The organism is Amycolatopsis sp. NPDC104587 (assembly GCF_055583645.1).
The window spans coordinates 692,664-715,369 of the sequence record NZ_JBVJNO010000003.1 but is presented as its reverse complement, the minus strand read 5'-3'; the positions used below and the strand labels follow the sequence as shown (position 1 = coordinate 715,369).

General features: G+C 68.0%; 31 protein-coding genes and 1 tRNA gene. 22 read left to right on the top strand and 10 right to left on the bottom strand.

Annotation, left to right across the window (positions count from 1 at the left end; all coding sequences use genetic code 11):
• The first annotated feature begins 40 nt into the window (after positions 1 to 40).
• On the top strand, positions 41 to 880 hold the full coding sequence (locus tag ACZ61C_RS11485) for a GH25 family lysozyme (protein WP_465305473.1): 840 nt from the start codon (positions 41 to 43) through the stop codon (positions 878 to 880).
• On the opposite strand, the gene ACZ61C_RS11480 is transcribed toward ACZ61C_RS11485, so the two are convergent.
• Positions 877 to 1,149, bottom strand: a complete 273-nt coding sequence (locus ACZ61C_RS11480; protein WP_465305471.1) for a hypothetical protein — start codon at positions 1,147 to 1,149, stop codon at positions 877 to 879. The two genes, ACZ61C_RS11485 and ACZ61C_RS11480, sit on opposite strands and share 4 nt — an antisense overlap.
• Before the next feature lie 152 nt (positions 1,150 to 1,301).
• Here ACZ61C_RS11480 and ACZ61C_RS11475 point away from each other — a divergent pair, with 152 nt between their 5' ends.
• The 3 genes from ACZ61C_RS11475 (at position 1,302) to ACZ61C_RS11465 (ending at position 3,379) form a co-directional block, all read left to right on the top strand.
• Entirely contained in the window at positions 1,302 to 2,525 is a 1,224-nt protein-coding gene (locus ACZ61C_RS11475; RefSeq protein ID WP_465305469.1) for a GDSL-type esterase/lipase family protein, read from the top strand.
• 93 nt (positions 2,526 to 2,618) lie between these two features.
• Positions 2,619 to 3,008 (top strand): hypothetical protein, encoded by a 390-nt coding sequence (locus ACZ61C_RS11470; RefSeq protein WP_465305649.1) that lies wholly within the window; start codon positions 2,619 to 2,621, stop codon positions 3,006 to 3,008.
• A 26-nt stretch (positions 3,009 to 3,034) separates the two neighbouring features.
• Positions 3,035 to 3,379 (top strand): ClpX C4-type zinc finger protein, encoded by a 345-nt coding sequence (locus ACZ61C_RS11465; protein ID WP_465305467.1) that lies wholly within the window; start codon positions 3,035 to 3,037, stop codon positions 3,377 to 3,379.
• Here ACZ61C_RS11465 and ACZ61C_RS11460 read toward each other — a convergent pair.
• The 4 genes from ACZ61C_RS11460 to ACZ61C_RS11445 form a co-directional block, all read right to left on the bottom strand.
• Positions 3,369 to 4,175 (bottom strand): SAM-dependent methyltransferase, encoded by an 807-nt coding sequence (locus ACZ61C_RS11460; protein WP_465305465.1) that lies wholly within the window; start codon positions 4,173 to 4,175, stop codon positions 3,369 to 3,371. The genes ACZ61C_RS11465 and ACZ61C_RS11460 overlap by 11 nt on opposite strands.
• Positions 4,176 to 4,867: 692 nt before the next feature.
• A complete protein-coding gene (locus ACZ61C_RS11455; RefSeq protein WP_465305463.1) occupies positions 4,868 to 5,521 on the bottom strand; it encodes a hypothetical protein in 654 nt (217 codons plus the stop codon).
• Positions 5,522 to 5,925: 404 nt separating this feature from the next.
• On the bottom strand, positions 5,926 to 6,720 hold the full coding sequence (locus tag ACZ61C_RS11450) for a hypothetical protein (protein WP_465305461.1): 795 nt from the start codon (positions 6,718 to 6,720) through the stop codon (positions 5,926 to 5,928).
• Between the two features lie 5 nt (positions 6,721 to 6,725).
• Entirely contained in the window at positions 6,726 to 7,553 is an 828-nt protein-coding gene (locus ACZ61C_RS11445) for a sigma-70 RNA polymerase sigma factor region 4 domain-containing protein (RefSeq protein ID WP_465305459.1), read from the bottom strand.
• A 141-nt stretch (positions 7,554 to 7,694) separates the two neighbouring features.
• Between ACZ61C_RS11445 and ACZ61C_RS11440 the strand changes: the two genes are divergently transcribed.
• From ACZ61C_RS11440 to ACZ61C_RS11355, 18 genes are all read left to right on the top strand, one after another.
• Complete coding sequence (locus ACZ61C_RS11440) at positions 7,695 to 8,072, top strand: hypothetical protein (RefSeq protein WP_465305457.1); 378 nt, start codon at positions 7,695 to 7,697, stop codon at positions 8,070 to 8,072.
• 284 nt (positions 8,073 to 8,356) lie between these two features.
• Positions 8,357 to 9,007: a hypothetical protein gene (locus tag ACZ61C_RS11435; protein ID WP_465305455.1), complete on the top strand. Its 651-nt coding sequence runs from the start codon at positions 8,357 to 8,359 to the stop codon at positions 9,005 to 9,007.
• Between the two features lie 312 nt (positions 9,008 to 9,319).
• Complete coding sequence (locus tag ACZ61C_RS11430) at positions 9,320 to 9,484, top strand: hypothetical protein (protein ID WP_465305453.1); 165 nt, start codon at positions 9,320 to 9,322, stop codon at positions 9,482 to 9,484.
• Between the two features lies 1 nt (position 9,485).
• The gene (locus tag ACZ61C_RS11425) at positions 9,486 to 9,653 is read left to right on the top strand and encodes a hypothetical protein (protein ID WP_465305451.1); all 168 of its coding nucleotides are present in this window, start codon (positions 9,486 to 9,488) and stop codon (positions 9,651 to 9,653) included.
• Positions 9,654 to 9,659: 6 nt separating this feature from the next.
• Positions 9,660 to 9,833 (top strand): hypothetical protein, encoded by a 174-nt coding sequence (locus ACZ61C_RS11420; protein WP_465305449.1) that lies wholly within the window; start codon positions 9,660 to 9,662, stop codon positions 9,831 to 9,833.
• Position 9,834: 1 nt separating this feature from the next.
• On the top strand, positions 9,835 to 10,098 hold the full coding sequence (locus ACZ61C_RS11415; RefSeq protein WP_465305447.1) for a hypothetical protein: 264 nt from the start codon (positions 9,835 to 9,837) through the stop codon (positions 10,096 to 10,098).
• 2 nt (positions 10,099 to 10,100) lie between these two features.
• The gene (locus tag ACZ61C_RS11410) at positions 10,101 to 10,283 is read left to right on the top strand and encodes a hypothetical protein (protein WP_465305445.1); all 183 of its coding nucleotides are present in this window, start codon (positions 10,101 to 10,103) and stop codon (positions 10,281 to 10,283) included.
• 93 nt (positions 10,284 to 10,376) lie between these two features.
• A complete protein-coding gene (locus ACZ61C_RS11405; RefSeq protein WP_465305443.1) occupies positions 10,377 to 11,744 on the top strand; it encodes an FtsK/SpoIIIE domain-containing protein in 1,368 nt (455 codons plus the stop codon).
• Complete coding sequence (locus ACZ61C_RS11400; protein ID WP_465305441.1) at positions 11,744 to 11,965, top strand: hypothetical protein; 222 nt, start codon at positions 11,744 to 11,746, stop codon at positions 11,963 to 11,965. The genes ACZ61C_RS11405 and ACZ61C_RS11400 overlap by 1 nt, the downstream gene beginning before the upstream one ends.
• A gap of 15 nt (positions 11,966 to 11,980) precedes the next feature.
• Positions 11,981 to 12,202 carry a hypothetical protein gene (locus tag ACZ61C_RS11395; RefSeq protein ID WP_465305439.1) on the top strand — a complete coding sequence of 74 codons (222 nt, stop codon included), beginning with the start codon at positions 11,981 to 11,983 and terminating at the stop codon, positions 12,200 to 12,202.
• Entirely contained in the window at positions 12,199 to 12,621 is a 423-nt protein-coding gene (locus tag ACZ61C_RS11390; RefSeq protein ID WP_465305437.1) for a hypothetical protein, read from the top strand. The genes ACZ61C_RS11395 and ACZ61C_RS11390 overlap by 4 nt, the downstream gene beginning before the upstream one ends.
• The gene (locus ACZ61C_RS11385) at positions 12,618 to 12,839 is read left to right on the top strand and encodes a hypothetical protein (RefSeq protein WP_465305436.1); all 222 of its coding nucleotides are present in this window, start codon (positions 12,618 to 12,620) and stop codon (positions 12,837 to 12,839) included. Before ACZ61C_RS11390 ends, ACZ61C_RS11385 begins: the two co-directional genes overlap by 4 nt.
• A gap of 49 nt (positions 12,840 to 12,888) precedes the next feature.
• Positions 12,889 to 13,101: a hypothetical protein gene (locus ACZ61C_RS11380; RefSeq protein WP_465305434.1), complete on the top strand. Its 213-nt coding sequence runs from the start codon at positions 12,889 to 12,891 to the stop codon at positions 13,099 to 13,101.
• Positions 13,102 to 13,157: 56 nt separating this feature from the next.
• The gene (locus ACZ61C_RS11375; RefSeq protein WP_465305432.1) at positions 13,158 to 13,784 is read left to right on the top strand and encodes a DUF2637 domain-containing protein; all 627 of its coding nucleotides are present in this window, start codon (positions 13,158 to 13,160) and stop codon (positions 13,782 to 13,784) included.
• A gap of 21 nt (positions 13,785 to 13,805) precedes the next feature.
• Entirely contained in the window at positions 13,806 to 14,024 is a 219-nt protein-coding gene (locus ACZ61C_RS11370; RefSeq protein WP_465305430.1) for a hypothetical protein, read from the top strand.
• 103 nt (positions 14,025 to 14,127) lie between these two features.
• Entirely contained in the window at positions 14,128 to 15,477 is a 1,350-nt protein-coding gene (locus ACZ61C_RS11365) for a replication initiator (protein WP_465305428.1), read from the top strand.
• The gene (locus ACZ61C_RS11360) at positions 15,470 to 15,646 is read left to right on the top strand and encodes a helix-turn-helix transcriptional regulator (protein WP_465305426.1); all 177 of its coding nucleotides are present in this window, start codon (positions 15,470 to 15,472) and stop codon (positions 15,644 to 15,646) included. The genes ACZ61C_RS11365 and ACZ61C_RS11360 overlap by 8 nt, the downstream gene beginning before the upstream one ends.
• Positions 15,646 to 16,851: a tyrosine-type recombinase/integrase gene (locus tag ACZ61C_RS11355; RefSeq protein ID WP_465305424.1), complete on the top strand. Its 1,206-nt coding sequence runs from the start codon at positions 15,646 to 15,648 to the stop codon at positions 16,849 to 16,851. Before ACZ61C_RS11360 ends, ACZ61C_RS11355 begins: the two co-directional genes overlap by 1 nt.
• Positions 16,852 to 16,967: 116 nt before the next feature.
• On the opposite strand, the gene ACZ61C_RS11350 is transcribed toward ACZ61C_RS11355, so the two are convergent.
• The 5 genes from ACZ61C_RS11350 to ACZ61C_RS11330 form a co-directional block, all read right to left on the bottom strand.
• Positions 16,968 to 17,041, bottom strand: a tRNA-Pro gene (locus tag ACZ61C_RS11350).
• 135 nt (positions 17,042 to 17,176) lie between these two features.
• Entirely contained in the window at positions 17,177 to 18,355 is a 1,179-nt protein-coding gene (locus ACZ61C_RS11345) for an alginate lyase family protein (RefSeq protein ID WP_465305422.1), read from the bottom strand.
• 186 nt (positions 18,356 to 18,541) lie between these two features.
• A complete protein-coding gene (locus ACZ61C_RS11340) occupies positions 18,542 to 20,797 on the bottom strand; it encodes a glycosyl hydrolase family 18 protein (protein ID WP_465305420.1) in 2,256 nt (751 codons plus the stop codon).
• Between the two features lie 149 nt (positions 20,798 to 20,946).
• A complete protein-coding gene (locus ACZ61C_RS11335; protein ID WP_465305418.1) occupies positions 20,947 to 21,726 on the bottom strand; it encodes an enoyl-CoA hydratase/isomerase family protein in 780 nt (259 codons plus the stop codon).
• A 2-nt stretch (positions 21,727 to 21,728) separates the two neighbouring features.
• Entirely contained in the window at positions 21,729 to 22,640 is a 912-nt protein-coding gene (locus ACZ61C_RS11330; protein ID WP_465305416.1) for a PaaX family transcriptional regulator, read from the bottom strand.
• Between the last annotated feature and the right edge of the window lie 66 nt (positions 22,641 to 22,706).

Genomic DNA, 22,706 nt, shown 5'->3' with positions numbered 1-22,706 from the left:
CATGGGCTGCGAACGTGCCCGTACCGAGATCGGAGCCCCGATGAGCCGAACCGTTGCCGGACACGACGAACAGCGGTGGCGGGCCCGGCTCGCCGCGGCGGGCGCGCTGGCCGCGTTCGCCTCGGTGGTCGTCGCGGTCCCCGCCGAAGCCGCGCCCGACTACTCACTCGCGGACACGAACTTCGCGGGCACCCAGATCGCGCTGCACGAAGGCGTGCAGGGGAGTGCCCGGGTCGACCCGGCCGGGCAGACGCTCGGCCACGACGTCAGCGGGCACCAGGGCCCGGTCGACTGGGGCGCCGCGGCCGCCGCCGGCGCGAAGTTCACCTACGTCAAGGCGACCGAGGGCACCGGGTTCCTCAACCCGCAGTTCATCGGCCAGTACGACGGCGCCCACTCGGCGGGCCTGATCCGCGGCGCGTACCACTTCGCGCGCCCGGACATCTCCGGCGGCGCGGAGCAGGCGGAGTACTTCATCAACCACGGCGGCGGCTGGGGCCCGGACGGCAAGACCCTGCCGGGCGCGCTGGACATCGAGTACAACCCGTACGGCGACGTCTGTTACGGCAAGAGCCCGGCCGACATGACGGCGTGGATCGCCGACTTCACCCGGACCTACCTGGCGAAGGCCAAGCGCAGCGCGCTCATCTACACGAGCACGTCGTGGTGGAAGACCTGCACCGGCAACACCGACCGGTTCGGCAACACCGACCCGCTGTGGCTGGCGCGGTACGGCCCGGAGGTCGGTGAGCTGCCCGCGGGCTGGGACAAGCAGAGCATCTGGCAGTTCGCCCGCGGCGGCGGCCTGCCGGGCGACCAGAACTACTACAACGGCCCGATGGGCCGGGTGGAGGCGCTCGCCGCCGGTCAGCAGGCCTAGCGCTTCCAGCCGGACAGGTCCGGCCACGGTGGCCGGCGCAGCACCGCGAGGGTGCCGAGCGTCGCCGCGACGAGCCCGGTGGTCACGGCCAGCACCGCGACCAGGGTCGCGTTGACCGCCGGCTCCCACTTGGCCTGACCGTCGCGGATCGCGAACACCCCGGGCGGCCTGCTGACCGTGATGACGGTGGTGCCGTCCGGGGTCTCGTACGGGTCACCGAAGAGCCGGGGAGGGGTTTCGCCTGGTCGCGGCAGGCCTCTGAGGGTCATGTTCCCCCATCGAACTCGAAACGGGCGTGGTTGACAAGATCGGACAGGACCGCCCCGGTGTCCTTGTCGCCCCGTGACCGGCTCCCTACGATCGGTCAGGAGCGGTGACGCCGGTGTCACCCCGGATGTCCTTTGTGGACCAGGGAGGCGCCGTGCGCAGGATCGCCTTGCTGGCCGCGGTTTCCGTGACCGCGGCCGTCGTCGTCTCCGCGCCGGGCGCGGCGGGGGCGCGGCCCGCCTGGTTCACCTCGTGGGCCCAGTCGCAGGACGGCCGGGCCGACGCGCCGGTGTCGGGTCAGTCGCTGCGGATGATCACCCACCTGAGCCAGGGCGGTGACGCGGTGCGCGTCCGGCTCCAGAACACCTTCGGCGCCGGGCCGCTGACCATCGGGCACACCACCGCGGGCGTCACCACGGACGGCGCCGCGGTCGCGGAAGCGCGCGATCTGACCTTCGCGGGCCGGCGCGCGGTCACGATCCCCGCCGGCGGCGAGGTCTGGAGCGACGAAACCCGGCTGGTCACGCGCCCGGACACGAACCTCGCGGTGAGCATGTTCGTGGCGGGCACGGCCACACCCGGCCGGCACGGCGCTGCCCTGCGGGTCAACTACCTCACCCCGCCGGGATCGGGTGACCACACCGCCGACGTCTCCGGCGGAGCCTTCACTTCGACGGTGGGATCGACGTACGTGGTGAGCGCGGTCGACGTGCACAACCTCGCGCTGACGGGCACGGTCGTCCCGTTCGGCAGCTCGGTCGTCGACGGCATCGGCAGCACGAACTGCGGCCCGGGCTGCACCCAGCTCGGCGCGGACCGGCGGTGGACCGACGACCTGGCACGGCGGATCGTCGCGGCGTCGGCCCCGCTCGCCGTGGCGAACGCCGGTGTCTCGGGCACCACGAGCGCGAAGAGCTGTCCCGGCTCACCGCCGTCGATCACCGGGCTGGACGCGCTCAGCCGCCTCGACCGGGACGTGCTGGCGCTGCACGGCGTCCGGTCGGTGCTCTACTACTACGGCACCAACGACCTCGCGTTCGGCTGTGACGCCGCGACGATCCTCGACAGCTACCGCGAGGTCTTCCGGCGGCTGCGGACCGCGGGCATCAGCGTCTACGTCACGCCGAGCACACCCCGGCCGGGGTACAGCGACCGGAACAACCTGGACCGGCACGAGATCGCGCTGTTCGTCCAGAAGTGGAACACCTGCGGCGGGCTGTGTTCGGGTGTCGTGGACTTCGACGAGGTGCTGAAGGATCCGCTGAAGCCCAACAGCATCCTGGCCGCGTACGACAACGGCGACGGCATCCACGCCAACGCCGCCGGCCAGCAGGCGCTCGCGGACTTCGTCTCGCTGCCGATGCTCACCCGGAGCTGACTCCTCGATCGGGGCCGGTTCTTCACACGATGGCGTGACCCCGCGAGTCGGAACGGCGGGACTGTGCCCGCGGGTCCGCAGAGTACGTCCGTGATGAACAACTCGATGGACGACGCGGGGTGCTGCCTGCTGTCGGTGGCCTGGAACGTCGCCCCGCTGGCCGAAGGCGCACCGGACTCCCGCCGCGGCGACCTCCGGCGCACGGTCGTGGCGGTGTGCCGCACGGCCGGGCACGGCGCCCGGGACTGGGCCGCGCGGAACGGGACGGGCGCCGAAGCCGAGTACCGGCCCTTCCTGCAGCTCGCCGACGTCGCCTACGAGATCGCGACGCTCTTGTTGCTGGTGGAGGACTTCCTGGTCCCGGACCTGGAGCGCGAGCACCGCCGCTGGGCCGAGATCGAGGAGCTGACGGCCCGGCTGACCGAGCTCGCCGGCTGGACGTCGGCGTTCCTGTCCTTGTCAGGGTCACCCTTACGGATGTAAGGTCCACCCTGACAAGGGAGGTCGACGTGATCGCGCATTGTTCGTTCTGCGGAAAGCCCAGCACCGAGGTCGAGACGCTGGTGAGCGGCCCGGGAGTGCTGATCTGCGACGGCTGCGTGCAGCTGTGTGTGTCGGTGATAGCGGGCAAGCCGGCGTCGGCGCCGCACATCGCGCCGTGGGACCACGACCTGTCACTGGAGCAGGTCCTGGCGAACCTGCGCCCGGTCGCGGCAGCGAGCGCGCAGGTGCAGCAGAACCTGGCCGCATGGGTTGGCAAAGCCCGTTCCCTGGGCGGCACGTGGGCACAGATCGGCGAGTCGCTGGGGATGACCCGCCAGTCGGCGTGGGAGCGTTTCGGTTCTACGGCTTGAGGCCCACACCGGCGTAGAGGCCGTCTTCTTCAGGGTCGACGACGGCGGCCAGCCGGTCGGGCCGCCAGTTCGCCGAGGTGGTCAGCCCGGGCTCAACGAGCTCGAAGCCGTCGAAGAGGCGGAGAACTTCGGCGCGCGTCCGCGGGTAGATGTGGTCCTGCGTCGACTTCATGGTCTCCGCAACCCGCGGATCTCGCAGCACGGCGAAGTCGTTGGTGAGGTGCGTGAGGGCAAGGTAGCTCCCGGGCGCGAGCGCGTCCCGGTAAGCACGGAAGACGGCATGGATGTCCGGCTCGGGCGGCAGGTAGTGCCCAAGGGTGATGGCCAGCAGCCCGACGGGTTTCCCGAGGTCGAGGAGTTCCTTGACGGGCTCGGACGCCAGGATGGTCTCGGGATCGGTGGCATCGGCTTCCAACGCGGCGGCGCGGGAGTTGCCTTTGAGCAGCATGAGACTGTGCGCGACGGCAACGGGTTCGTGGTCGACGTAGACGACGGTGGAAGCGGGATCGACGTCCTGCGCGACTTCGTGCACGTTGCCGACGGTGGGGATGCCCGAGCCGAGGTCGAGGAACTGCCGGATGCCTTGGTCAAGCAGAAACCGCACGACCCGGCGGAGAAAGGCCCGGTTGCGCCGGGCCACGGTGGCGACTTGGGGCTGGATGGCCTCGAGCTGCTGAGCGACGGCCCGGTCCGCGGCGAGGTTGTGGGCTCCGCCGAGCAGGTAGTCGTAGATGCGCGCGGCACTGGGCCTGGAGATATCGGCTCCCGGCGGGATCCAGTCTTCCTGGTCGGTCACAGCTCCCCCTGAAATCGGCTGGGGCCACCCTAGCGGTCTGACGTGTGGGTGCGCTTCGCTTTCGCCGACTCGCTCACCGCCTGCCCGATACGACGATCACGATCGTCGCGACGGTGACGAGGATGGGGAGGAGGACGAGATGAGCTCAGGGCTGTTCATCTCACGTGGGGTGATCATGCCGAGTTCGATCAGGCTGTCCGCCATGGGAATCTCCTTTGCGACCTGGTATCCGCAGGAGCGGGGGGAGCTGTTACGCAAACGGCCGCCTCTTACTGAATACCCCTGCGCCGTGTTGCGCATATCTTGCATGGTCGGGCGCATTCAGTGTCCGAAGTTGACTCAGGCATGAAAAAAGCCACGCCCACCTGGGTGAACGTGGCTGATCCGGTCGGGCTGACAGGATTCGAACCTGCGACCCCTTGCACTTGCTCGCCGCTTCTGAGACCTGCGGGCTTGCCCATGTCTCGTCTATGAGCAGGTGGGACCGAGGTCCTTGATCATGATTGTCGGTCGTCACTCGCTAGTGTCATGTGGGCAGAATGTGGGCTGCGAGTCCAGTCTGCCCCTCCATGAGCTGCCCGCTTGCTTGCGCTGACCGGCGGCGATCCGTAGCTCCGGACGGCTCGCTCCCGAGTTCGACGGGAGAGGCCTTTCCGCACTCGAAGTACGAGTACTCGACCGTCGCCGATTACTTACTTTTTCTTGCGGCTAACCGCATCCTGCGCTTTCGACTCATTCCATGTTCCGCCGGGTATGTGAAGTTCATCTTTTATTTTCTCGGTAAAGTCATTGCGCATATCGTAGAGTCGGTCGTGTAGTTCTGCAATCCTCTTACTGAGATCATCAATTTCATTGACAACTCGGGATGGATCATCTTTTTCTCTCAGAAATAGATTGATGAGCATCATCGATGCTACTTGAAGTTCTGTGACCTCTCGGTTTGCCTTCACGACATCGAATTGAATAACTCGGGTTGAACAGACTTCCGCTTCGGTAAACGCTTGCTCAAGCTCATTTGCTAGCGTTTCAAGGTCGTCCATATCGAAATTCGGCACCTTCAGGTCTTCGCGAGCGGACTTCGCCCTGGCGGCGATCGTCCCGGTGGCGTCCAGTAGGCGAGGCCACTTTTCGAGGACTTTTGCGTAGGCTACTCGCCGAACGTCTAACCAGTATTTGTGCTCGTCGCGTTTCTCGGTGCGCGTTGCATCCAGCTCTGCTTTTTCTTTTTCGCGTTGCCATCTGCGATCATCTCGTCTGGCTGTAATAAAGGCTCCCACGAGGGCGCCTACTATTGGTCCAAGAGCCGCAAACGCGAGAGTGACCCAAGTGGGAATCTGTGACTGCATGGCTGCCCTTCGTGTAACGTTTTCGATACTAGTGAGTGACCTCTTCGCCATCTCGTCGACCTGGCGTAGCCCGATCATGTCGCGTCAAGGGGGCCATCCAGTGATCCTGCGCATTCTGGCTGAACTGCCCCCTTGACGCGACATGATAGCCCTTTGGGAGGTCGACGAGGTGGCGACAGGTCACTTCACGGACGCAACCGCCACGCTCGACTCGGCCATCTCGGAGACCTGCCCGTCCGGCGAGGACATTCTCTTCTTCTTGAGCTGCGGTCCCCGGGTGCAGCCGTCGGCCGGTCGCGTGGGTGCCGGAGGCGGGCCCCGCGCGTGCCGGCCGATAGCGGCGCGGCCCCGGAGGGGCCGCCTTGAACAAGAAAAGAAACTCTGAACACAACGTCCATCGACGACTACGCGCGAAGGTCGACCGCTGCGATGGCCTTGTCGTCGTGCTGCTTGGCGCGGGGGAGTGCGACGGCCTCTGGGTCGGCTTCGTCCTCCCAGGACTGGCACTGCTCCAGGATCGCGGCAAGCTGGGCACTGTCCGAATGGGACACCTTCGACCAGTCGTCGAGTCCGAGGTGCGTCATCACGTTGTATGCGCCGTCGGTGGCGAGCACCGCCCACGGGATCTCGTCGGCTGAGAACGTGTGGGTCACGGCATGATCAGCTGCGCGGGGATCGGCCTCTGCGATCCAGTAGCCGCCTTCGGTGTTGCGCTGGGCAGCCTGCTGCGTCTGGAGTTCGCGCAGGAGGGCTCGATGGGTGTCGTCGTAGCCGGTTCCCGACGCGAGCCGTCGGCGGTAGGTGCGCCTCGGTTCGAGGTCGAGGTCATCGATTCGCTCGTCGGTCACGGTCCGGCTGGGAAGCACCGCGACGCTGTCTCCGAGGGCGAACACGTCGACTTCGCCGTTCCGCCGGCGGAGGATCGTTACCGTGCTCGACGGCGAATTCCCCGGTTCGAGCTTGAGTCCGCGGGCGGTGTCCTCGATTGCGGTTCGCACTACCGACCGGAGGTCTGCGTCCGGCTCAGCCGTCAGGCCGTCGGCAATCCGCTGTCCGAGGTCGGCCGCGTAGACCGATGCGGGTACGGGCACCGGGCGAAATGCGGACGCGCCATCGAGGACGATGACGGCGTTTGGCAGGGTGAAGATCTTGTCGTCGCTGGCGCCGAAGCGGGGGAGCTGAGCGGTGGTCACGTGCATCCGGGTCACCACCTGAACGGTCCGGCTGCGAGTTCACTTCCGGTGATCGTGAGGCCGTTGTAGGTCGCGCGCACGATCAAGGAACACTCGTGCTCGCGCGTATCGCTGAACAGCTCGGCAAGGTGGCCGGTTAGGAAGTGCGCCGCGCCGAGTGAGCCGATGCTGTGGATGCCGGCCACATGCACGACGATGCGTCCTCCCACCTGGTGCCGGCCGACATAGGCGATATCAGCTGACTCGGCGGGGTCGTCATCGGTGGGGGAGCGGTACCGCTCTCCGGTCTGCTCGTGCTGGATCCACCAGCGCCCATCGGCCTTGATCATGCTGAGCACGGGGTCGCGCTCCATGAGGTTCGCTGCAACGGGTGCGGACTTGGGGCCACAGACGAGGATGACGTCGCCGTCCGGCAGGGCTTCGCGGTCCGGCTCGATCTGGAACTTCGTGACCGCCATCGACATGCCCTCGACGAGGCGTTCGAACTGTTCGCCGGTCTGTGCGTCATCGGCGGCGATGAGCGGCCGCTCGCGGTCCGTCGTCTGGTAGCGCCACGGCACGCCGATAGCGACCGGGCCAACGCCGAAGAACGCCCGCTCAGGTCGGGGTGCGGTCGACCGGATCTGCGTAACGCGACCCTTCGTGATCCCGAGCGCTGCTGCGATCTCTGTGTAGCTCATGCCGCGCAGGCGGTGAGCCTCCTCGATGGCCTCTTTCCGGAGGCGAGCCAGCTCGGTTGCGCGCTGCTGGTAGGTGACGAGCAGCGCCGACGCCCGCTGCCCTCGTCGGATCGGGTCCGGGTCGCGGCGCACGCTCTCGAACTCACTCTCTGCCTCCATGCATTGAGAGTTTAGACCCCCTTGACACCTGTTGCGAGGGCAGCGTACCTTCGTGTTTACACCCCCTCAACGACGACTGATAACGACTCGCTTCCGGTGTTTAGGGGGTCTACACCGAAGTGGTTGACCAGGAGGTTCGCCATGCAGGACATCCCGTTCGTCAGCTCGGGCTACCGGTTCATGGTCACCGAGGCCCCGACGATGAAGATGCGCGAGGTCAAGGGGGAGCTGACCCCGGCGACGGACCGGGACGGCGTGCCCGCGTTCGTGGTGATGCTGTTCGCGAAGCCGCGTCCGGTGGAGGGGCGTCGGCCGGGCAAGGGCGAGGAGATCAAGGTGACGCTCGCGACGGACCCGGGGGAGGGGTTCGAGGAGGGCTCCTACGTGGAGCTGATCAACCCGGTGCTGAACACGTGGCAGACGACGGGGGACGACGGCCGGATCACCGGCTCGGGTCTGTGGTTCAAGGCGGCGGGGTTGAAGCCTGTCGGAGCGGGTGTTGCGCAGCGCGCCGCCTGATTCCGACCTCATGACCGGTGGGTGACCGGTCCGCGCGGCTACCTCCCCGGCCGTTGCGTCAACACCACCCTGGAGCCCTTCCCAAAAAGGTTGGCTGCCCGTTTCGAGTCGGGCAAGGGCACTTTCGATCCTTGACAAATACAGAGCGGGCCGATCCATGCCTAAATCCGCGCCATTTGTGGTGGCGCGCATTGATCGCCGGGCTACTTGTCCGACGGTCTTTGGGCTTTACCAGAAATCGACACGTTGACACTTAAGTGTCAAAACGCGGAGGTGGCTACGCGATGGTGGACACGACGGAATGCGTGACCGCGCGGCTGGTGGCGGCGTTCGACACGACCTGGGCCGCGATCCGCGAGCGGCACCCGGACGTCCCGGTCGTCGTGATCACGATCGGGTCCGGCACCCTCGGATCCCGACGCGGCGAAACCCGGTTGGGGCACTTCGCGGCCGGCCGGTGGCATGTCGGCGACACCGACAAGGTTCCCGAGCTGTTCGTCTCGGGAGAGGGCCTTCAGCGGACCGCCGACGAGGTACTCGGCACGCTGCTTCACGAAGCGGCGCACGGGGTTGCGCACACTCGGGAGGTCAAGGACACCTCGCGTCAGGGTCGCTACCACAACCAGCGGTTCAAGGCCCTGGGTGAGGAGCTCGGGTTGATCCTGGAGGAGGACCCGCGCATCGGCTGGAGCGTCACGTGCGTGCCGACGAAGACGTCCAACCGCTACCGGCGTGAAGTGGCGCTGATCAAGGCCGCGTTGGTGGCCTTCCGGCACGCCGAAGTGGTGGTCCCGGGCAAGACGCGCAGCAACAACCTCGCGGTGGCCTCCTGCGACTGCGACCGCAAGATCCGCGTCGCGAAAAGCACGCTGGCCGAAGCGCCGATTCTGTGCGGGCGCTGCGGAGTCGAGTTCACGGCAGAAGACGACGAATAAACGGAGTTCGAGCGGAAGGAGTAGGCGAATGGGTGGGATGAACGCGGTTCGGGGTGGGTTGTCGTCGTATGACCCGCACGGCCCGAAGCGGGGTTAGCGATGGCTGATCACGTCTGTTCGGCGAGTTTCTGGCTGTCACCGACACGGATTGCCACGTGCACGGTGTGCGGCGCTCAGTGGCCGATGTGAGGAGGAGAGCGAAGTGACGTACCTGATTTGGCTCGTGCTGGTGGGGTTGCTGATCGTGGCTTCCCCGGTGTTCGGGGTTCTGGCGCTGGTCTCGGGGCTGGCGCTGGCGTGGAAGGCCGGCCGGTGAGCCGCCCGGTGAAGGTCGGCGTGGTGATCCGCATGCTCGCCGCCCGGCTGGAGCGGGAACGGACCGCCGCGCTGGCGGAGCCGACCGAGAACCTGGCGTGGCAGGCGGGGTTCTGCGAGGGCCTCGAGCACGCCCGGCACGTGATCCGGAACGGAGGCTGACATGCCGGAAATCCTGGCGATCATCACGGCGGCGAATGAGGCGTACCGCGCGTTCGTGGCCACCAGCCCGGATCGAGAGATCAAGGTCGCGGTCGGGAACGCGGTGCGCTTCCTGGCAGCAGACCTCACGACGGCGGCCGCACTGGTCGCCACGACACGCGAAGGGTAGAGCGGCATGCAGGAAATCAAGGCGATGACGGACGCGGTGACCGCCACGTTCGAGACGTTCCGGGCGACCGACGCGCCCAACGAAGCGAAGATCCAGGCAGGGCGAGCGGTCCGAGCGATGGTCGGCGACCTGTCCGCGCTGGCCTGGTCGCTGGAGCACAACCCGGAGAGGTGGAGCTGACGTGCAGATCAAGGCACTCAACCGGCGAGCGCAGGAGCGCTACTCCCGGTTCGTCGCCACCCTGGACATGGTCGCCGAAGTCCTCGGCGAGGTCGACAAGCTGATCGCCCGTTACGACGACAGCGCGATGTCGGAGTCCTGGACGATCGCGACCAAGGACGAGCTGAAGGCGTTCCGCAGCAAGGCGTTCGACGAACTGGACCGGCTGCGGACGCTGGGCAAGAAGCACGAAGCCGATCTCATCTCCCGCGACTGGAGGTTCTGACGATGTCCCACCAGGTCGACCGCGTCACCGACGACCTCGGCACCGCGCTCGTGCAGCTCAAGGAGTCGATGCGCGGCATGCCGATCAACAAAGGCGGCTTCAAGGCCGCGCACGACCGGATGGGCCGCGCGATGGGCACGCTCATCACCGAGCTGACCGACGCCCGGACCGCCATCACCCCCTGACCTCACCATGACCCGCTGCGCACGTGACCGGCCCCGCGACCTCCCACCACGGGACGCGGGGCCGGTCTTGTGCTGTTCGAGAGGACCACCACCATGAACACCGCCAAGTCGTCTCGCAAGGTCGGGACCGAATTCCGCGCGCTGAAGTGGCTGTTCCGCCACCCCGGTGCGACCGTCGCCCCCGCCGCGCTGATCACCTCCGGAGCCATGCTTGGCTGGACCGCGACCGGCGGGATCACGGGCGGCACGGCCGGCGCGCTCACGTGCTGGTACCGGGCGCACCCGAACACCTTCGACCATTACGCGGCCCCGCGGCTGCGCGCGTGGCGTCGGCGCTGGACGGCGTACTTCGGACCGCGCTTCAACAAGGCGCTGCAGGCGTGCGACATGTACGTCACCGACCGCAAGACCGGCGAGGACCTGTTCCCCCGGATCACCCGGCTGCGGTCCTACTCCCCGTCGGTCGACGTGCTCACGCTGGCGCTGGCTCGCGGGCAGGGGCGCCGCTCGATCGAGGACAACCTGGAACGGCTCGCCGACACGCTGCGGGTGCAGCGGATCGCGTTCGAGCACCCGAAGCCCGGCTATGTCGCGCTGATCATCGAACGGTCGGAGTCGTTCACCGAGACCATCCCTGCCCCGGAGATGCCCGACACGATCGACGCGGTTGACTTGGACGACATCTACGTCGGCGACACCGAGTACGGCACGGACTGGCGGCTGCGCACCCGCGATCACGTGTTCATCGCTGGTGCGACCGGCGCGGGCAAGAACTCGATCATCCTCTCGGAGCTGCGGGCGCTGGCACCGATGATCCGTGACGGGCTGGTCCGGTTGTGGATCTGCGACCCGAAGCAACTGGAGTTCCGCAAGTTCGGGGATGCCGGCGCGGCCTACCGCTACGCCGACACCGAGGAGACGTGTGAGGCGCTGGTCGACGAGTACGTGGCGGACCTGCGCAGGGTTCAGCAGTCCTTCGCCGCCACCGGCCGCCGCAAGATCGAGGTGTCGCGAGAGACGCCGCTGAACCTGCTGATCATCGACGAGATCGGCGCGCTGCTGGCCTACGGCGACGGCTCGATCGCCCGGACCCTGCGCAAGTACCTGGCGATCGTCGGGTCACAGGGCCGCGCCACCGGCCACTTCATGCGCGGGGCGGTGCAGGAGCCGAGCAAGGACGTCGTCCCCGTCCGGGAGCTGTTCCCGACCCGGATCTGTCTGCGGGTGACCGCGCAGTCGCATGTGGACATGGTTCTCGGGGAAGGCGCTCGGCTGCGGGGCGCGTTGGCGGACGAGATCCCCAACGTTCCGGACACCGCCGGCATCGGGTTCGTGATCCGCCAGCGCACCCGCGTCCCGCAGCGTGTCCGGGCCGCCTACGTCGACGACCGCGAGGTCGACGAGCTGATCGCCTTCATCCGCTCCGGCCGCCCGCTCGCCGGGCTCTCGGTGGTGGCGTGATGAGCAACCGGGAGGACTCGCACGAACGCGTGGTCTCCCACCTGGGACGCGCGCTCTCCACTGCGGCTGGCTGGTGTGACTGGGTCCGGGTGGACGTCGAACGCCGTCTCGGTCACGTCGGCGACGTCGGCCCGGTGGACGACCCGGAGTACGGCGCGGCGCTGGACGCGTTCGCGCAGATCCAGGAAGCCCTCGACAAGGTGCGCCGCACGGGCGCGTGAGCAAAGGAGAACACCATGTGGCGTCTCGGTTTCTACGTCTGGCGCGCCTGGCTCTACGCCAAGTACGGCGTGCCGGCCGCGCTCGTGCTCTGGCTGATCTACCTCGCCCAGGGCTGGTCGGCGCTGTTCTGGATCGTCGCGGCGATCTTCTTCCTCGTCGGGCTCGGGATGGTGCTCGGAGTCACCGAGTTCCGCAACCGCGAGTTCGGCGACGTCGGCCGGGAACGTGTCCGGTGACCCGCCGCGCCGACCCCGGACAGCTCGGCCTGTTCGGCACGCCCGGCCCCGCGCCGGCACCAGCACCGAGCCGGGCGTGCCCACCCGCGCGAGGGCGACGCAAACTCGGCTCGGTCGGCAACCCGTTGGTGGCCAAGGACGTGCTCGCGGAAGTCCGCGACGGCCGCTACGGCCTGCTGGACGACACCGACCGCGTCATGGTCATCGACACCGACGGCCACTGCCGCATCGCCCAGGACGACGACATCGTCATGCACCTGGTGAGCATCGGCTACGTCGAGCGCAGTCCGGCTCGGGAGACGATCTCGTGCCTGCACGGCGTCGTCCGCAAACCCGTGCTGCCGCTGCGGCTGACCCGACGCGGCCGGGACATGCTCCAGCGCTGGTCCAACCTCACCCCCTTCGGAGGCACGCCGTGACCGACAGTCAGGCGAACATGCGCAAGCTTCACGACCTGCAAGAGGAGTTCAGTGACGTGTGCCTCAGGGGTGAAGACGCCAGCGATCGAGGATACACAGCCTTCCTGCGGCTGTCGGAATTAGCCGACGAGATCGCGGATATCCACGGAGAGGAGGAAGCAGAGTTCCGGCGACTCGCTGGCATCGCCCTCGACGCCGCGATGTTCCCGAAAGCATGAATCCTGAAAACTATGCGGTCCACAAAGGACTCGAATCGAAAGGCTTGAAATGAACGAGACGCACATCAGGTACCCGGTCGACCTGGAACGACTGCTGCACAACTACTACACCGCAAGGGTGAATGTCAGCGCTGAGGATCAGGCGAGCCCGGATTATCGCAACCTGCAGCTTGCGGAACTGGCGGACCTGATCGCGAAGAGGTTGGACGAGGAAGCCGACGCATACAGGACTGCCGCCGCTAGCTGGCGCGGCGAGAAGTAGAGCGAAAGGAAGTCGTGATGTCCGCAGTGGACAGTGCACAGAAGACACGTCGGCTGGTGGACATCGTTCGGGTCCTGGTCGCCGTGGTCCTGGGCAGCATCGGCGCGGCGGCCGGGTTCACCCACACGCACGACTGGGCCGTCCACCACGGACAGCTCGGCTGGATCGCCTGGGCTGACGCCGTGGTGATCGAGGGCATCGTCATCGTCGCCGGGTTCGAGATTCAGCGTGACCACCGCGCCGGAGCAACCCGCAAGCTCACCTTCCCGGTGGCGGTGTTGGTGGCCGGTTTCGGGGTGCAGATGGCCGCCCAGGTCGCGCTCGCCGAACCGACCCCGGCCGGGTGGCTGGTCGCCGCGATGCCGGCACTCGGGTTCCTCGTCGTGGTCAAGCTGCTCATGCGCCGCGCCTCAACACCGCGACCGGAACCGGAGCCGGTCGCCGTGACCGCAACCCGCGTCGACCACCACCCGGCACCGGTGCCCACCCCGCCGCCGGCCCCGGCCGTCGCGTCGGCACGGCCCCGGCTCAAGCTCCCCGCCGAGCTGACCAGCCGAATCACCACCGCCGCCCAGGCGGCCCGCGACGAAGGCCGCGAACTGACGATCGAGGAGATCCGCCGCGTCGTGCGCGTCCCCGAGCCGATGGCCGCCCAGATCCTGCACGACCTCACTACCACCTGACCGTCCTGAAAGGACCGCACCATGGAGAAATCGGAAACACTGCTGCAGAAACTGACCCGGCTCTACGAGCACTACGACGAGCTCAACGGGAAGGTGTTGAAGGAAACCGGCGGACGCGACCGTGAGGCCCTGCGCCGCCTGTCCGAAGTGGCGGGCGACCTGGCCCACATCCACGAAGAGGAGAGCCAGGAGATGCAACGGGTAGCGCACAACGCCTACGAGCTGTCGCTGATGAGGTAGCCCGGCTCCCCGCGACACGCCCCGCCACGGCGCGGGAACCCGGCCACCAATCCGGCCCGGCTCCCGCGCCGTTTCTCATGTCCGCCAAACGAAAGGCACCGTCATGCTGACGCTGGACGACCGTCTCGCCGCCCGCGTGCGCGCCCGCGACTACCACGACTGGCGCGACAAGGTCCGCGCCGTCAACGGCTGCGCCCGCCCCATCCGGCTCTCCGGCGCACACCAGCTCCAGGACGCCACCACCGGCCGGGTGCTGCACCACCACGGCGGGGACATCTTCGCCCCCTGCGGCAATCGCCGCTCCGGTGTCTGCCCGGCCTGCTCCGACCGCTACGCCGCAGACGCCTTCCACCTCATCCGCGCCGGCCTCATCGGCGGCCACAAGGGCATCCCGGCTTCCGTGGGCGACCGGCCGCGCGCGTTCGTCACCCTCACCGCGCCGTCCTTCGGTCCCGCCCACACCGCCCACATCACCCGCAACGGCAAGCGCAGGCCCTGCGGCTGCGGGGAGTACCACCACGACGACGACACCCGCGTCGGCGGACCGCTGGACCCCGAGACCTACGACTACGTCGGCTCGGTGCTCTGGCAGGCCCACGCCGGAGTCCTGTGGCAGCGCTTCACGACGCGGCTGCGCCGGGAGATCGCCCGCCGTGCCGGTCTGAAGGCCCGCGACTTCGCCGAACAGGCCCGGCTCTCGTACGGGAAGGTCGCGGAATACCAACGGCGCGGGCTCGTGCACTTCCACGCCGTCGTCCGCCTGGACGGCCCCGAGGGCGCGACGTCACCGGCTCCCGGGTGGGCGACACCGGACCTGCTCGAAGACGCCGTGTACGCCGCTGCCGGGGCCGTGCGCGTGCGCGCCCCGTACCCGGACGGCACCGAGCTGTGGCTGACCTGGGGCACGCAGGTCGACGTCCGCCGGATCGAGCCGGCCGGGTCCGCCGAACTCGAAGACGACAACGGCCAGATCTCCGAAGCCCGACTGGCCGCCTACATCGCCAAGTACGCCACCAAGGGCACCGGCAAGAGCGAAGCCGCCGACCGCCCGATCCGGTCCCAACTCGACATTGACCACCTCCGGGTCACCGAGCATCACCGGCGGATCATTCAAACCGCTTGGGACCTCCGGGAGCTGTCGGCGTACGAGGACCTGAAGCTCCGCCGGTGGGCGCACATGCTGGCCTTCCGGGGCCACTTCCTCACCAAGTCGATGGCGTACTCCACGACGTTCAAAGCCATCCGAGGTGACCGCCGGGCCTTCCGGCTCGCCGAGACGCTCGAACGCCTGGGCCTCGACGACCGCGCCGCCTCGATCGCCGTGGTCAACGACTGGCGATTCGACGGAGCCGGCTACCGCGACGATGCCGAACGCGAACTCGCCGCCGGCATCGCCGAACGCATCCGAGAAGACCGCAAACACAAGTACAGCGAGGAAAACCGTCATGAATGACCGTCTACTCAGCATCGAAGACCTGTCCTCCTACCTCCAAATCCCGGTCAACACGCTTTACCAGTGGCGTAAGACCGGAAAAGGCCCGAACGGTTTCCGGGTCGGGAAGTACGTTCGCTACCGGCCGTCCGATGTGGACAACTGGGTCGACGGACAGGTGGCCTGCTGATGGCACGCGCGTGGGTTTACGACCGGCTGCGAAAGGCTGCTCACCGTGACGCGGTCGCGAAGGCGAAGGCAACAGGGCGGAAGCCGCCCGTTCGTTGGGAAGTTCGCTACTACGATGTGACTGGCCGACTCCGGTCGGAGACGGCTCCGAACAAGGACAAGGCGGAAGCGCGCCGGACGGAACTCGAAGACAGCCTTCGTGGTGGGTCCTATGTGGATCCGAAGACGGCGAAGGTGACCTTCTCCGAGATGGGGGAGAAGTGGTTGGAGAGCCGCCACGACCTGCGCCAGTCGACGTGGTGGAAGTACCGAGGTCTGCTCGACAACCACGTCAACGTCAAGTGGGGCGGTCGGCCGCTCAACGCGATCCACCGCGAAGACGTGTCCGTGTGGGTCGCGGACCTCCTGAAGCCCAAGGACAAGGGCGGCAGCGGCCTCGGGCCCTCGCAGGCACGACACGCGTACCGGGTGTTCTCGATGGTGCTGGACTGGTGCGTGCCGCGTCGCATCCTGGCCAACCCGGCGCGCGGCGTCAAGCTGCCGGTGCGTCCCGAGGCGGAGCACGTCTACCTGACGTACGAACAGGTGGAGGTGCTGGCCGAAGCCGCTGCGGGCCTCCGGACGAAGTACGACCGTCCAACGGCCGGTGCCGAGATCAACCGCGCGTTGATCCTGCTGCTCGCCTACACGGGCCTTCGGTGGGGTGAGGCCGCCTCGCTGCGTGTCGGACGGGTGGATCTCGTCAAGAGGCGCATCCGCGTTGCTGTGACGTTCTTCGAGGTCGGGGGAGTGCAGCACGAGGGACTGCCCAAGACGGGCAAGAAGAGGACCGTCTCGTTCCCGGCCTCGCTGGTGCCGGTGCTGCGTCCGCTGGTGACCGGCCGGCAGTCTGACGAGCTGGTGTTCACCACGGGGCGGGGTCAGTCGCTGCGGGCGAACAACTGGCGCGTCCGGGAGTTCAACGCGGCAATGACGGCCGCTGACCTTGGCCTCGCCGGACTCACCCCGCACAAGCTCCGGCACACCGCCGCGTCGCTCGCGATCGCTGCCGGTGCGGACGTGAAGGTCGTTCAGCAGATGCTCGGGCACGCCGACGCGGCCATGACGCTCAACGTGTACGGGCACCTGTTCCCGGACCGCCTCGACGAGGTCGCGGATGTGCTCGACGCCCGGCGCACTCAAGCGCTGGCAGGCATGGCGGCGTGATGATCAGCCCCGGGGCATGTGGGTAGAATGTGGGCAGCCCCGGGGCTGAGTCGCGTCCGGAGCTACCTCGGGGACGAAAAAAGCCACGTCCACCTGCGTGAACGTGGCTGATCCGGTCGGGCTGACAGGATTCGAACCTGCGACCCCTTGACCCCCAGTCAAGTGCGCTACCAAACTGCGCCACAGCCCGGACCCGCACTTCTCAGTGCGTACGAGTACTCTAGCGCGCCTCCGAAAGGACCTTGTAACCAGGGTCCCTCGCCCGCCTGACCTGCGGAAACCTGGCGAAAGCCGGGGCCGCGGGCAGGGCGGGCGAGGGACGAGGTCACGCTGGGTTGTTCGCGTGGGTCAGGGTCTGCCACGCCACGAACAGGGCGTTCGTGCCCGCCGGGCGGCGGGACTCCGTCAGCGTCTGCGTGTTGGCCATCGCGATGCCGAGGCGGCCGTGGAGGGCGTTGAACCCCACCTCCGTCACCGGGCCCAGCCCCTTCTTCACGCTGCCCTTGCACAGCCACGACGGCACCGCCGTGCCCAGCTCGTACTTCGACTGGAACCCCAGGGCCTGGCGCAGGCGCTCGCCCACGTCCGTGCCGTACACGTCCTGGCCCTGGATGCGGAGCGTCTCCGCCACGTCCGCGATCGCTGCTATGCCGTAACCCGTGTGGACGAAGTCGCGGCATGTTTCCTGGGTCAGGCCGTCCACGAATGTTCCCTGGCCCTGCCAGTAGCCCACGATCTGGTCCCGGGTGGACAGACCGCTGCCGGGGACCGTCTTCGGGAGCGCGCCGTCCGAGGACAGGTAGACGTACGCCGCCACGCGGTTGCGGTACCGGGTTACCGCCTTGTCGTAGCTCGTCTTGTCCTCCAGGAACACCGAGATGCCTACCGCGGCCTCCATCATGGACAGTTCCCAGTTGCCGTTGCTGTTGCTGCCGTTGATGATTTTGTTCAAGTACACGTTACGCAGCATTGTGCCGAAGCGACCCGAGTTCGGCCAGCTCGTGTACGTGTACTTGATGATCTCCGCCGCGCGGGGCCAGGACGAGCCTGCCCACCCCGTCTGCAGGGGCGCGTTGCTGTTGGTGTGGTTGGTGATCGTCGCCGACCACGCGTCCATCAGCGCGATCGCCTTCTGCGCGTACCTCGCGTCGCCGGAGATGTACCAGATCAAGGCGTCGGTGTACGCCGCGATCGCGTCCTCGCGCTCGTCCGTGCAGCCGTAGTTCGGGTCCGAATACGGGCCGCATTCCACGACGGAACGGGGTTTCGCGGTGCGCGAAAGCGATGCGTACGTGCTCGCTTTGGCCTGGTCGTAAGCGCTTTTCCACGGCTGGGCGCCGGCGTTCACCTGCGCCTTCACGAAGTCCAGCTGCGGACGGCTGACCAGCACGCCCGGGTGGGTGAACGTCGCCGGCGCCGCGGGCGCCGGCGTGGCAATCAAGCCCAGGGCGAGCGGGACGAGGGCGGCGAGCGTGAAGACTTTTCTCACGCGGGATGCGGACATGGCTCTCCTCGAGACGACGGTGTCTGGGTCACCAGCGCGCGGCTGCGTCTGTAGTTTCATGGTCCAGACCACTGTCCGTCAAGGCTCGGGAAGCCCTTTCTTCGGGTTCTGAATAAAAGAACCGGGAAATGTTCAGCCCGCTGAACGGAAGGCGTTTTCCGTTCAGCGGGCTGAATCCGGTGACCGCTAGCCGAGACCCGCGCTGACCGCGTTCATCAACGTCCCGTTGTCACCCGACATCTCCCACGCCATCACGCCGAGCAGTCCGCGCTGCTTCAGCCACGTGGTCTTCAACCCGATCGACCACGCGTCGTCGTAGGTCCACCACTGGCCGCCGTTGCCGGTGAAGCACGACGTCGCCACCGCCGCCGTGTCGTGGTAGACCGTGCACGCGGGCACGCTCGCGAGCAGGTTCGCATAACCCCGCGTGCCCGCTTCCTCGGCGAACTGGCCCGGCGCCGCGCCGGTCGCGGACTGCCATTCGCCGTGCTTCCCGCCGTCGGCGACGCCCTGCCAGCCCCGGCCGTAGAACGCCAGCCCGAGCGTCAGTCGCCGTGGATCGACGCCTGCGTTCGTGTACGCGTTGATCGCGGCTTCCGCGCTGAAGTGGAAGTTGTACGGGTCGTCCGCGTCGGCGTACAGGTTGCCCTGGTGGCCCGTGCGGTTCGGCTCCCACGAGTTGTCGCTGCCCGAGCCGTGGAAGTCGTACCCCTGCACGTTCGCGACGTCCAGGTAGGAGAAGATCTTCGACAGGTCCCACCCGGCGGTCACCTTGGCCGGGTCCGCCGGCGTGAACGCCTGCAGCTGGTAGCGCTTGCCGGTGGTCGCGCCGTACGCGTCGAGCTGCGTGCGGAACTCGGCCATCAGCGCCGTCAGGTTGTTCTTGTCGTTCGGGCTCCAGTGGTTGCCGGGATGACCGTCGGCGCTGCCGGGCCACTCCCAGTCGATGTCGATGCCGTCGAAGATCCCGGCCGCGGTGCCCGGGCCGCCCGCGCCGCCGTAGGACGCGATGTTGCCCTTGATCCACGTGTCGATGCACGACGAGACGAACTTCTTGCGCGAGGCGTCCGTGGCCGCGACGTCGGAGAAGTACTTCGAGTACGTCCAGCCGCCGAGCGAGACCAGCACCTTCAGGTTGGGGTGCTTCACCTTGAGCTTCTTCAGCTGGTTGAAGTTGCCGCGCAACGACTCCCAGCCCGTGTCGGCCACGCCGTCGACGGACTGCGCCGCCGCGAACGGCCGCGAGTAGTCCGCTTCGGCGTCACCCGCGCCGTCACCCTGGCTCGGGTCCTGCGGGTTCGCCGTGGTGCCCTTCGTGACGCCGGAGAGGCACGTCAGGTTCACCGGGTCGATGTTCTCGAACGCGTACAGCAGGTGCGTCAGCTTCGCCGCCGCGCCGGTCGTTTCGAGGTTCTTCACGAAGTACTGGCGCCCGTAGATGCCCCACTGCACGAAGTACCCGACCTTCGCGTACCCCGCGACGATGTCGCCGGTCTTCGCGGTGACGGCGTTGCTCGGCGCGGACACGTTGTCGTAACCGTCCCGGGCTCGCACCGTGAAAGTGTACGAAGTGGACGGTGCCAGCCCGGTCACGACCGCGGACGTCGTGGTCACCGTCGTGGCCAAAGTGGAACCGCGGTAGACGTCGTAGCTGACGACGCCGGTGTTGTCGGTCGACGCGGCCCACGTGAGCGACACCGAGGTCGCGTCGGCGGCGGTCGAGCGCAGCGAACCGGGCGCGGACGGCGGCGAAGTGTCGTCGGCCGGGTTGTTCGTCGTCACGGCCAGTGCCGCGCTCGCCGGGGACCTCGTCCCCTTCGAGTCCTTGGCCCTCACCGTGAACGAGTACGCGGTGCCCGGTGCCAGCCCGCTGATCGTCGCGCTGGTCCCGGTCACCGACGCGGCCAGGGAAGTCCCCTGGTAGACGTCGTAGCCGGTGACCGGCAGCGAGCCGGCAGCCGAGGTGTTCCAGGCCAGCGAGACGGCCTTGGTCGTCTTCGCGACCAGGCGCAGGTTCGCCGGCGCGCTCGGGGGTGTGTCCGGTGAACCGTCGCAGTTGGCGTTGTCGACGCGGCACTGCGCCGGCGTCGCCGCGGCGCTGAGGCGGAAGGTCGGGCTGTACGGGTAGGTGGTGCGGCCCGGCGCGAGGGTCGCGATGTAGTACGCCGGGGTGAGCGTGACCTGGGTGCCGTCCTGGGTCACCGTGCCGTTTTCGCCGGTGCCGGCGGTGACACCGGCGGGCAGGGTGAAGGTGATCGCCCAGTTGCTCACCGACGCGGTTCCGGTGTTGGCGACGGTGTAGGTGCCGGTGGTGCCGCTCATCGCCAGGGTGGCGGTCAGCGAACCGGCTGCGGCGGCGGGTGGCGCGAACGCGGCGACGCCGCCGACCGCGATCAGTACGGCGGCGAGCGCGGAGCGTAGTCGTGCGGGAGTGCGTCTCATGGCGGTTCTCCAAGCGGCACGAAGCTGACGGACTGTGGTCTAGACCATGTCCGAATGTAACCCGCACCGGATAACCGGTCTAGACCACATCGATCAAGACGAAACGGGTGCGCGCCCGAACGGCCGAAGCCGTTGTCCGAACGGAGGTTTCACCGTCCGGTGAAGGTCGCTTTCCCCGGTCCGTCGGCGAGGAACGACTTCACGGCGTTGCGAAGGTCCTCGGTCTCGAACAGCGACGCGGCGATCGAAGTGATGTGCGCGTTGGCTTCGGGCACCCCGCCGGCGGAGAAGTGGTCGAGGACGCGCTTGGTCGCCGCGTGGGCCTGGGTCGGACCGGACGCCAGCCGCGCGGCGAACGCCCGGGCGGCGTCGTCGAAACCCTCGTCCGGCAGGACGCGGTTGACGACGTTCCAGCGCTCGAGCGTCGCGGCGTCGTAGGTGTCGCCGGTCATGACGAACTCCTTCGCGCGGCCGACACCCGCCCGCGCGGCGAGCCGCTGGGTGCCGCCCATGGTCGGGGTCAGGCCGACGACCTTCTCGACCAGCCCGAACTTCGCGCGCGAAGCGGCGAGGATGAGGTCACAGGCCACGGCGACCTCGAAAGCCCAGGTCAGGCACAGGCCGTGCGCGGCGAACACGGTCGGGAAGGGCAGCGCGGCGATCCGGTCGGGCACCGCCAGCATCTCGTCGAACAGCACCTTCGCCTCGGCGGGCGAGCCCTGGGCGTCGAACAGCGAGACGTCGACGCCGCCGCTGACGATCTTGCCCTCGGCGCGGATCAGCAGCGCCCGCGCGGGGGATTCTTCGAGGGAGCCGATCGCCGACGCCAGCGAGGTCTGCAGCGAAGCCGTGTACAGGTTCAACGGCGGGGCGTCGACGGTCAGGACGGCGAGCCCGCCGTCACGATCGAGGCGGACCTGCTGAGTCATGTTCACCCTGCTTCTTCGGCTTCGACGATGTCGTCCCAATACTGCTGGGCCTCGGGGCGCCAGTCGACGTGTTTGTGATGGAACAGCTCCGCCGCTTTCGTCCCGCTCCACTTCGCCGGCAGGAGCTCGGCGGGCAGCTGCGGGTCGAGGAACGGGAACCGCCGCCACTCGTGCACCAGCTCGGTCTGCGCCCGCAGCACCGCGCGGCCGCCGGTCGGGTGCAGGCCGGTGAACCGGTCGATGAAGTCCTCGTAGCGGTCCTTCAGCTCGGTCAGGTCCCACGACCGGGCGACCATGGACTCCTGCTCGCCGATCTCGCCGTACGCCGCGGTGAACGACATCGCCTGGGCGTCGAGGCCGAGCTCGTTGACGATCTGCTGGGCCTCCCGCTGGCGGCTGCGGTCCGGGCTGACCCACACCCCGGCCACCGGCGAGCCGAAGCCCGCCCAGGTCAGCCGGGTGCGCAGCCGGTGACGCAGGTCACGCTTGGCCTCGGGCACCGAGACGATGAGCATCAGCCAGTGGCCGTCCCAGCGGCGTTCCTCCCGGCCGAACGCGTAGATCCGGTCGGCGCCCTCGGTCAGCAGCCGGCGGCCCGGCGGGGTGAGCGACCAGCGCACCCGGCGGCCGACGCGCTCGGAGACCACCCAGCCCTCGGCCGCGGACCGGGCCAGGGCCTGCCGCGCCGACTTCTCCTCGATGTCGAGCATGCCGAGCACCTCGACCAGCATCGACGTCCAGACCGGGGTGTCGCGCGGCAGGGCGTACTCGCCGAGCACGGTCATCAGCAGCGACCGGGCGCTGGCGTGGCTGACCTCGCGCCGGCGGCTGACCTGCGGCCGGGGCACGGACGGGCGGCCTTCCCTCGGTTTCGGCCTGCGGCCGAGGGTGACCGGGGGAGCGGATTCGCCCATCTGTGTTCACCAACCTCACTGCACGGGGGGTATCGACAACCGAACAGGTTACCCACACTCAGTGAT

What these genes read in the sequence shown, in the direction of transcription:
- ACZ61C_RS11370 (WP_465305430.1), top strand. Translation starts at nt 13,806, where the DNA reads ATGGAGAAATCGGAAACACTGCTGCAGAAACTGACCCGGCTCTACGAG.
- ACZ61C_RS11480 (WP_465305471.1), bottom strand. Translation starts at nt 1,149, where the DNA reads ATGACCCTCAGAGGCCTGCCGCGACCAGGCGAAACCCCTCCCCGGCTC.
- ACZ61C_RS11435 (WP_465305455.1), top strand. Translation starts at nt 8,357, where the DNA reads ATGGTGGACACGACGGAATGCGTGACCGCGCGGCTGGTGGCGGCGTTC.
- ACZ61C_RS11445 (WP_465305459.1), bottom strand. Translation starts at nt 7,553, where the DNA reads ATGGAGGCAGAGAGTGAGTTCGAGAGCGTGCGCCGCGACCCGGACCCG.
- ACZ61C_RS11450 (WP_465305461.1), bottom strand. Translation starts at nt 6,720, where the DNA reads ATGCACGTGACCACCGCTCAGCTCCCCCGCTTCGGCGCCAGCGACGAC.
- ACZ61C_RS11400 (WP_465305441.1), top strand. Translation starts at nt 11,744, where the DNA reads ATGAGCAACCGGGAGGACTCGCACGAACGCGTGGTCTCCCACCTGGGA.
- ACZ61C_RS11420 (WP_465305449.1), top strand. Translation starts at nt 9,660, where the DNA reads ATGCAGGAAATCAAGGCGATGACGGACGCGGTGACCGCCACGTTCGAG.
- ACZ61C_RS11335 (WP_465305418.1), bottom strand. Translation starts at nt 21,726, where the DNA reads ATGACTCAGCAGGTCCGCCTCGATCGTGACGGCGGGCTCGCCGTCCTG.
- ACZ61C_RS11470 (WP_465305649.1), top strand. Translation starts at nt 2,619, where the DNA reads ATGAACAACTCGATGGACGACGCGGGGTGCTGCCTGCTGTCGGTGGCC.
- ACZ61C_RS11345 (WP_465305422.1), bottom strand. Translation starts at nt 18,355, where the DNA reads ATGTCCGCATCCCGCGTGAGAAAAGTCTTCACGCTCGCCGCCCTCGTC.
- ACZ61C_RS11440 (WP_465305457.1), top strand. Translation starts at nt 7,695, where the DNA reads ATGCAGGACATCCCGTTCGTCAGCTCGGGCTACCGGTTCATGGTCACC.
- ACZ61C_RS11485 (WP_465305473.1), top strand. Translation starts at nt 41, where the DNA reads ATGAGCCGAACCGTTGCCGGACACGACGAACAGCGGTGGCGGGCCCGG.
- ACZ61C_RS11380 (WP_465305434.1), top strand. Translation starts at nt 12,889, where the DNA reads ATGAACGAGACGCACATCAGGTACCCGGTCGACCTGGAACGACTGCTG.
- ACZ61C_RS11395 (WP_465305439.1), top strand. Translation starts at nt 11,981, where the DNA reads ATGTGGCGTCTCGGTTTCTACGTCTGGCGCGCCTGGCTCTACGCCAAG.
- ACZ61C_RS11405 (WP_465305443.1), top strand. Translation starts at nt 10,377, where the DNA reads ATGAACACCGCCAAGTCGTCTCGCAAGGTCGGGACCGAATTCCGCGCG.
- ACZ61C_RS11340 (WP_465305420.1), bottom strand. Translation starts at nt 20,797, where the DNA reads ATGAGACGCACTCCCGCACGACTACGCTCCGCGCTCGCCGCCGTACTG.
- ACZ61C_RS11425 (WP_465305451.1), top strand. Translation starts at nt 9,486, where the DNA reads ATGCCGGAAATCCTGGCGATCATCACGGCGGCGAATGAGGCGTACCGC.
- ACZ61C_RS11355 (WP_465305424.1), top strand. Translation starts at nt 15,646, where the DNA reads ATGGCACGCGCGTGGGTTTACGACCGGCTGCGAAAGGCTGCTCACCGT.
- ACZ61C_RS11360 (WP_465305426.1), top strand. Translation starts at nt 15,470, where the DNA reads ATGAATGACCGTCTACTCAGCATCGAAGACCTGTCCTCCTACCTCCAA.
- ACZ61C_RS11365 (WP_465305428.1), top strand. Translation starts at nt 14,128, where the DNA reads ATGCTGACGCTGGACGACCGTCTCGCCGCCCGCGTGCGCGCCCGCGAC.
- ACZ61C_RS11330 (WP_465305416.1), bottom strand. Translation starts at nt 22,640, where the DNA reads ATGGGCGAATCCGCTCCCCCGGTCACCCTCGGCCGCAGGCCGAAACCG.
- ACZ61C_RS11410 (WP_465305445.1), top strand. Translation starts at nt 10,101, where the DNA reads ATGTCCCACCAGGTCGACCGCGTCACCGACGACCTCGGCACCGCGCTC.
- ACZ61C_RS11455 (WP_465305463.1), bottom strand. Translation starts at nt 5,521, where the DNA reads ATGCAGTCACAGATTCCCACTTGGGTCACTCTCGCGTTTGCGGCTCTT.